This window comes from Streptomyces sp. SID5910 (assembly GCF_009862125.1).
In the GTDB taxonomy this organism is placed as follows: Bacteria; Actinomycetota; Actinomycetes; order Streptomycetales; family Streptomycetaceae; genus Streptomyces.
The window spans coordinates 1-7,557 of the sequence record NZ_WWHX01000071.1 but is presented as its reverse complement, the minus strand read 5'-3'; the positions used below and the strand labels follow the sequence as shown (position 1 = coordinate 7,557).

The following is a 7,557-nucleotide window of genomic DNA, read 5'->3' as shown; positions in this document are numbered from 1 at the left end:
CGCCGTCGTAGGGGGCGGCGGGGGCTCCGTAGGGGCCCGGCGCGGCCGGCTGGGTGACTGGGCCGGGGCCGCGGGCGGCGGACCCGGCGGCGGGGGCGGCTCGATCGGCGACAGCAGCGGTCCGTCCGCGCGCAGCCGGGCGATCGTCAGCTCTCTGCGGCGCTGTGCCTGCGGGCCGTCGTCGCGTGCGTAGACGAGCCGGATGCCGTGGGGCCACAACTGTTCGGCGGCGAGCGGGCGGTAGCCGAGTGCGTGGGCCGTCTCGTCGGCCTGGCGGCGCTGGGCGGCGGTGAGTTTGCGGGGCGGCAGTTCGACGCGGGCACGGCCGTCGAAGCGGGCACGTATCTCGTTGGCCTCCACCTGGCTCCCCTCCCCTAGGCAGCAGCCGTACGGCCGCCGCTGTCCGCGATCGTTGCACACCCGCGGACACCCCGTGATCTGCTTGGCCGGCGCCCTGCGGACGGGGTCCTGCCCCGGGGGGGGCGGTCAGCCGGCCGGGGGCAGCGGGGTGCGTTCGTCCAGCAGGCCCTCGGCGCGCAGGCCGGTCCACAGGTCCGGCGGGACGGGGGTGGTGAACGCGGCGACGTTGCGGCGTACTTCCTCCTCGGTACGCATGCCGACCGCGATGCCCGCGACCGCGGGGTGCAGCAGCGGGAAGGCCATCGCGGCCTGGGGGACGCTCACGCCGTGCGCCTGGCAGACGTCGGCGATCCGGTGGACCCGCTTCAGCAGCTCGGGACCGGCGGCTGCGTAGTCGTACCGGGCACCGGGGGCCGGCCGGTCGGTGGCCAGGAGGCCGGAGTTGAAGACGGAGGCGGCCACCACCGACACCCCGCGTTCGGTGCAGGCCGGCAGCAACTCGTCCAGGGCGCTGTGGTCCAGCAGGGTGTGCCGGCCGGAGAGCATCACCGCGTCGGGGCCGGCCTCCCGCACCAGGCGGGTGAGCTTGCCGGGGTGGTACATGCCCGCGCCGATCGCCCCGACCACGCCCTCGGCACGCAGTTCGGCGAGGGCGGGGTAGCCGTGGCGCAGCGCGTCCTCGAAGTGCTGCTCGGCGTCGTGGAGGTAGAGGACGTCGATCCGGTCGAGGCCGAGGCGGGTGAGGGAGTCCTCGACGCTGCGGCGGATGCCGTCACGGGTGAAGTCCCAGACCCGGCGGTGGGTGGCCGGCACGGCGAAGGATTCGTCCGTGCGCCCCTGCGGGTCCTGCGGCACGAGCAGTCGGCCGACCTTGGTGGACAGGGTGAACGCGTCCCTAGGCTTGGAGCGCAGCATCTGTCCCATGCGGCGTTCGGAGTGGCCGATGCCGTAGTGCGGTGCGGTGTCGAAGTAGCGGATGCCCGCTTCCCAGGCGGCCTCCAGGGCCCGGGCGGCGGTGGCGTCGTCGAGCGGTTCGTACAGGCCGCCCAACGGGCCGCCGCCGAAGCCCAGTCGGGTGATCCCGGTGCTGGTGGTGCCGAGCCGGTGGGTGTCCATGTCCATGGGGGCTGCTCCTGCCTGCCTGTGCGGGCTTCGGGGGCGGTGTCGTGTCCGCCGCTACTCCAGCACGCGTTCCGCGTCGCCCGGTACCCCAGGGAAACAAGGCGTCGAAGGCGTCCAAGGGGTCGAAGGGGTCGAACGTATGATCCGGCGCATGCAGCGTGATGTGATCGACGGGGTGCCCGTCCTGTGGGCGCAGGCTCCCGGCCCGCTCGAAGCCGCTCTCGTCTTCGGGTGCGGGGTGCGCGACGAGACGTTCCGGTGTCTGGGCGTGACCCAGCTCGTCGAGCGTCTGGCGACCAGTACGCTGCCGCGGCTCCACCACGAGCACGGCTCGGCGGTCACCCTCTTCTGCACGGAGTTCACCGTGTCGGGGAGCGCGGTGCAGGTGACGGCGTTCCTCACCCGCATCTGCGAGGCGCTGTCCGCGCTGCCGCTGGAGCGCAGGGAACGGGAGGCGGGTGTGCTGGCCGCCGAGGGCATCGGTGTCCTCGACACCGCCGACGCGGAGCTGCTGTCGCTGCGGTACGGCACGCTCGGCGCCGGTGTGGCTTCCTGGACCGGTCCGGGGCCCGACCGTATCCCCGCCGAAGCCGTCCGCGACACCGCCGCCCGCTTCTTCCACGCGGACAACGCCGTCCTGGTGCTGACGGGGCCGCCGCCGGCAGGACTGCGTCTTTTGCTGCCGCGCGGCATACGGCCCGCTCGCGGTGCGGCACAGCCGGTGCTGACGGCGGGGCCCGCCTGGTTCCAGGCCGACGTGCCCGGCCCCGGGCTGGCCCTGCACGGCGATCTCGGCGACCCCGCGCTGGTCCTCGCCCACGCCGTGTTCCAGGAACGGGTCGCACAACGGGTGCGGCACCAGGAGGGGTTGGCGCTCCGGGTGGGCACCGCCCGGCTCGACACGGGGGCGGGGCGGGGCGAGTTCGTTCTGTCGCTGGACGCCCGGGAGGGCCAGGAACGGTACGTGGCCGAGCTGTTGTGGCACGAGGCCCAGCGGATGGCGGGCACCGCGGTCACGGAGGACGAACTCGCCGAGGAACTGGCCGGGTTTAGGGAGGTCTGGCTCGACCCGCGGTCGGCGTTTCACGAACTCGCCGAAGCGGCCACGTGTCTGCTGTTCGGACTCGACCACCAGGACGCGCCGGCGCGGCTGGACGCTCTGGCGAAGGTCACGCCGGAGCAGGCACGGCAGGCGTTCTGCGCCGCGCTCGCCACCGCTCTGCTCGTCGTGCCCTGCGGGGCCGAGGTGGAGCTGCGACGGCGTGACGGCCCGCCTCTCCCCCGGGACGTCTGCTCCCCCACGCGTGTGTTCCCGTCCGACGTGCGGGTGTTCAAGCCCTCGCTGTACCAGCGGGCCCTGTCCCCCACCGCCCGTGCGGCGCGGCTGGGGGTCGGCCCCTGCGGGCTGTGGTACCGCGAGGGTGACGCCCCTGTGCGGCATGTGGCCTTCGACGAGGTCGTGGGTGTGGAGTGGCGGGGCGCGGGCCGTGTGGTGTTCGGGTCCCGGGGCTGCTTCATCCCGGTGCTGCCGGAGCTGTGGGCGAAGATCGGGCCGGCCGTCGCCGCCATCGACGCCGCGGTGCCGCGGGCGCTGCACTACCCGGCGTCCGCCCTGCTCGCGGACGGGGACGGCTGACCGCCGTCACCGGGGGGGGGTGGGCCGGCTGGGTGCCGGCGGCCGCGGTCGAGGGCGATGAGGGCCGCGGCGAGCGGTGAGTGCGGCTGCGGGTGCGCCGGCCAGTCGCTGCGCAGCCTGCCCCCCCCCGTCACGAGGGGCCGGCCGCTCGGTCCTCTCGGGGTCCCGTGCCCGTGCCGGCCCGCTGATCGCCGTACGCCCACGCCGGCATCGCCACGGTCCGGTCCATGAAGGGGACGGGAAGCGCCGTGCAGCGGGCCGTGGCGGGCCGTATTTCGCGCGCAGCGTATGCGCTGGGCGGCCTACGATCGGCCGGTGCTGTGCGGCGGAGGCGATAGGGGGGTGAGGGCGGCGTGGACGTGGCCGGTGGGGTGATGCGGCTCGCGCAGGGGGCGCCGCTGGGCGGCGTGCTCGATGTCACCGACCCCGGTGACTGGCTCGCTCTGGATGCGGGCGTGCGCGAAGTGCCCTGGTATGGCGCGCAGTTGCTGCCGCAGTGGGAGCAGAGTGCCCCGCTGCCCGGCGATCTGGCGGGGCTCGGCGCGTCGCGGCTCGCGCTGGCGCTGTGCCACCGCGACGGGCGGGTGCGCGAGGAGGCGGTCGGCTTCTCGGCCCGGTGTCCCGGGCTGCTGCCGTTGGTCGTCATCCGCTGCACCGACTGGGCGGGCCCCGTGCGCGAGCGCGCCCGGACGGTGCTGCGCGAGGTCCTGGACGCGGAGAGCGCCGCCGGTCTCGCGCCGGTGGTCCTGCGCGTCGGGCGGCGGGAGCGGGGCGCGTTCGGCATCGAGGTCCTCGCGGAGGTCCTGCGCCGGGCGCCCCGTGAGCGGCTCGCTGCCCTGCTCTGCTGCCCCGACCGCGCGGTGCGGCGGTTCACGTACCGGCTGGCCGTCGACGGCCGGCTGCTGCGCCCCGCCGAACTGGCCCGTGCGGCCGCCCGGGACGAGGACAACGTGGTCCAGGACCTGTGTGCCACGGCGGCGCTGGCGGCGTTGCCCGGCCAGGAGGCGTACGAGGAGGTGCTGGTGCCCTTGCTGTCCGCGCGTAATCCGCGGGCCCGTTCGGCCGGGGTGACCGCGCTGCGGCGGGCGGGCCGGCCCGGGCAGGCGGTGGCGTTCCTCGGCGACCGGTCCGCGCTGGTGCGTGCGTGCGCCCGGTATGTCGTACGGCAGGACGGGGGTGATCCGGTGGCCTGGTACCGGCAGCGGTGCGCGGCGCCGGACGAGCCCGGGCTGCCGGCCGGTGCGGTCATCGGGCTGGCCGAGTGCGGACAGCGGGCGGATGCCCGGCTGCTGTGGCCGTTGCTGGCGCACCCGGCCGCCGGGGTGCGGGCGCGGGCGGTGGCCGGGCTGCGGGTGCTGGACTGCGTGCGGGTGGAGCGTCTGCTGCCGTTGCTCGACGACCCTGCGGCCGGTGTGGTGCGCGAGTGTGCCCTCGCCCTGCTGCCGTCGGCGGCGGACCTGCCCGCCGGCCGGCTGCTGGAACGCACCGGCCGCACCTGGCCGCGGCACGTCCGGCTGGCCGCGTTGCGGCTGCTCGTCGCGGGCGGCGGGGTCGTGGCGCTGCGGGCGGCGGTCGCGCTGCTGGAGGACCCGGACGTGAAGCTGCGCAGGTGGGCCGGGCAGTGCGTGCAGCGCTGGCGTCCGTCGGTGGGGGAACGGCACTGCGCGCAGGAGGTGGGGGAACTCCTCGACCGGTGCCGGCATCTGTTCAGCGACCATGTGCTGCTGCGGCGCCGGTGGGAGGCCGGGGCGCCGTCCGGGGGGGGGGAACGGCTGAGCCAGTGCGCTCAGGTTCCCGGCCGTGGCAGGGGCGCTGGGTCTCGTGCTTCGGTCCGGTCCGGCTTTGCAGTGAGGTGTCAGGTCAGTGACCTGGAGCTTTCTGTCTGAAGGGGTGCGCTGTGGGGGGGCTGCGGCGGTTGGTGCGGCGGTTTGAGGGGCTGGAGGAGCTCCTCCGGGGGGGGCTGACTGGGTGCTGCTGCCGGGTGCTGGGCTCGTACGCCGAGGCCGGGGATGCCGTGCAGGAGACGCTGGTCCGGGCGGGGCGGAACATCGGCCGCTTCGGGGGCCGGTCGGCGCTGAGCCTGTCCGGCGCTCTGCTACAGGCCGAACTCCAGGTGTTCGATGTCCGTGAAGCGGACCTCCTCCAGGGAGCCGGCGCGGCGGCCGTGGTCCTGGAAGTAGACCTCCTTGAGCGCTTCGGCGGCGATCTCCTTGAGCTCCTGGTCGCCGGCGCCCTGTTCCTGGGCGGTGAACAGGCGGGCCGCGTACTGCGGGGGCAGGGCGACGGTCAGGTGGCGCACGCGGTCCTGGTCCGTCGATCCGATGGGTGCGGTGTAGCCGAGGCGGGCGCGGGTGTCGAGGACGATGCCGTCGGTGGTGGCCGCCCTGCGGCGGGCCCTCGCCCGGATCTGCGGCTGCCAGCGCTTCCTCACCTCGTGCTCCAGGCGGGCGGCGAGGTCGGGGCGGGGCTTTCGGATCTGGTTCTTGACGTAGCGTTCGACGGTGCGCTGGGAGATCCGCAGCATGCGCGCGACCGCCCTGGTGCCGCCCAGCTGCTTGACCAGGTAGCGCATCTGCGCGGGTGCGCTCCTGGGCGCGGGGCGGGTGAACGCTTTTTGCACCGCGGCGTCGAGGCCGTCCCCGAACAGACTCATCGTCACCCCCATCATTCTCCGTTGTCGGCGCCGGTGACGGTGCCGTCCTTGATGTAGCGGGCGAGGTTGAGGCCGGGTGCGCCGAAGCGTTCGCGGACCTCTTCGCCCCACAGGACGCTCTGGGTGCCCTCGTGCTTGACCAGGCCCGGGTTGACGCCGAGCTTGAAGCCGCCGGGCAGCGGCTTGCCGTCGCGGTAGGGCAGGACGTCCAGGGGGCTCTCACCGCGGGCCGCGTAGACGACGCAGTCGGACAGGACCGCGACCGGGTACTGGCCGGTGAACGCCGCATGCTTGACGATCTTGCGGTGGAGGTTGGTGCGGGTGCGGGAGATGACCGCCGCGCGGATGTCCGGCCGCCAGGTGGGACGCGACAGGGCGCGCCACGGCTCGCCCGGGCGCCAGCCCTCGCCGCGGGGGCGCTCGCGCAGCTTGCCCAGGCCGCCCTTGACGGTCGCCTTGATCGCGGAGACGACGATCGCCAGCTCCGGGTCACGGTCCCGGTAGCCGTCCATCGCCGTCAGGAAGTCGGCCGGTGCGAGGCCGGTGTCGACGCCGAGGTCGGCCATCGTGGCGAGGTAGGCGTCGCGCAGGCGCTGGTACCAGCCGTCCAGGTAACGGCCGTGCTCGTACCGGACCCACGCCTCGATGGGGCGTACCTGGTAGCCGAGCTCCACCGCGTAGGCGACGGTGGGCGTCGCGTACCAGGCCGGGCCCTGAGGGCGCTCGCCCTTCGGGGTGAACGGGCTGGGCAGCAGACTCGCGTCCAGCTGAACCCACGTGTCCTTGCCGGCCTTCACCCTCGACAGGTCGACGTGGGAGAGATCCACCAGCCACGAGCCCGGCAGCTTCGGATCGAACGCCGGCGCCTTCAGATACGTCGGCGTGCCGAGGCCGACGGGCAGGCCGTTGGCGCCGGCCGCGAAGGCCATGTTCACGTCGATGCCGACCAGGTGGCGCAGGGTGCACTCGGCGTCCGTCATCGGCCGCGCCCAGTCGTAGGCCTCCTCGAACAGCTTCTCCGCCGGCCCCCGGAGGTGGAAACGCGGCAGATCCTTGAGGAGCGGGTGGCCGTCGGGAGCCTCGCACGGCGCCGGGTCGACCGGGTCCTTGCCCAGGGAGCCGGGGTTGTGTGCGGCGTGCCGCCTGCCGTCCGCGTCCGGCTGGGAGGCGCGGGTGGGCGGGTGCAGGGCGGTCATCAGCTCCAGACCGGTCACGGCGGTGGAACCGCGCGGGGTCATCACACGGGACGCGTAGACGCCCAGGACGCGGGCGAGGGCCGCCGGCTCCAGCTGGGCGGCCCGGCCCCAGTGGCGTGGGTCGAGCGCGTGCCAGGACGGGACGCACAACTGGACACAGGCCCGCTTCATGCCGGTGGCAGGGCGGTAGATCCGCGCCCACGGCCCCAGGCCACGCTTGGTCAGCTTCCACTGCGCGCGCGTGAGCTGCCGGATCACCGTGTGGCTCTCCAGGACGCGTCCGGCGAGCCGTTCCTCGTCGGTCAGGGCGGCGGGCAGGCCGTAGCGCTCCAGGGCAGCCCCGGTGAGCACGAGCAGCGGATCGGCGTCCTTGCCCGGCCCCGCCAGCCGGGGCTGCCCGAGCCGCGCCTGGGTCAGCGTCCACTCCACCAGGGACGGCAGAGACCTGGCGGGCACGTCCAGGACCAGACCGCCCGTGCAGTACGCGCGTACCTGGCCGTCCTCGACATCGACGACCGCGAGGGGGCCGTTCTCGAAACGGGGGTCGATTGCGGCGGGTGGGGCGGCGGAGGGGGCCGTTTCGGGGGGCG

At 74.6% G+C, this 7,557-nt stretch carries 6 protein-coding genes; 2 read left to right on the top strand and 4 right to left on the bottom strand.

The genetic code is table 11. The annotated features are described in order from the left end of the window. Both GTW67_RS03060 and GTW67_RS03055 read right to left on the bottom strand, forming a co-directional pair. The coding region (locus tag GTW67_RS03060) for a hypothetical protein (RefSeq protein WP_161163238.1) at window positions 1-360 on the bottom strand (360 nt) is incomplete at its 3' end. Window positions 361-486: 126 nt separating this feature from the next. Further along, entirely contained in the window at window positions 487-1,476 is a 990-nt protein-coding gene (locus GTW67_RS03055) for an aldo/keto reductase (RefSeq protein ID WP_161163239.1), read from the bottom strand. A gap of 157 nt (window positions 1,477-1,633) precedes the next feature. On the opposite strand from GTW67_RS03055, the gene GTW67_RS03050 reads away from it, so the two are divergent. Continuing rightward, window positions 1,634-3,118 (top strand): peptidase M16 family protein, encoded by a 1,485-nt coding sequence (locus GTW67_RS03050; RefSeq protein WP_161163237.1) that lies wholly within the window; start codon window positions 1,634-1,636, stop codon window positions 3,116-3,118. A 374-nt stretch (window positions 3,119-3,492) separates the two neighbouring features. Next, window positions 3,493-5,004: a hypothetical protein gene (locus GTW67_RS03045; protein ID WP_237518623.1), complete on the top strand. Its 1,512-nt coding sequence runs from the start codon at window positions 3,493-3,495 to the stop codon at window positions 5,002-5,004. A gap of 209 nt (window positions 5,005-5,213) precedes the next feature. Here GTW67_RS03045 and tpg read toward each other — a convergent pair whose 3' ends face one another. Further along, window positions 5,214-5,771, bottom strand: a complete 558-nt coding sequence (tpg, locus tag GTW67_RS03035) for a telomere-protecting terminal protein Tpg (RefSeq protein ID WP_161163236.1) — start codon at window positions 5,769-5,771, stop codon at window positions 5,214-5,216. Between the two features lie 11 nt (window positions 5,772-5,782). Next, window positions 5,783-7,557 (bottom strand): telomere-associated protein Tap (gene tap, locus GTW67_RS03030; protein ID WP_161163235.1); only part of this gene is annotated, 1,775 nt, incomplete at its 5' end.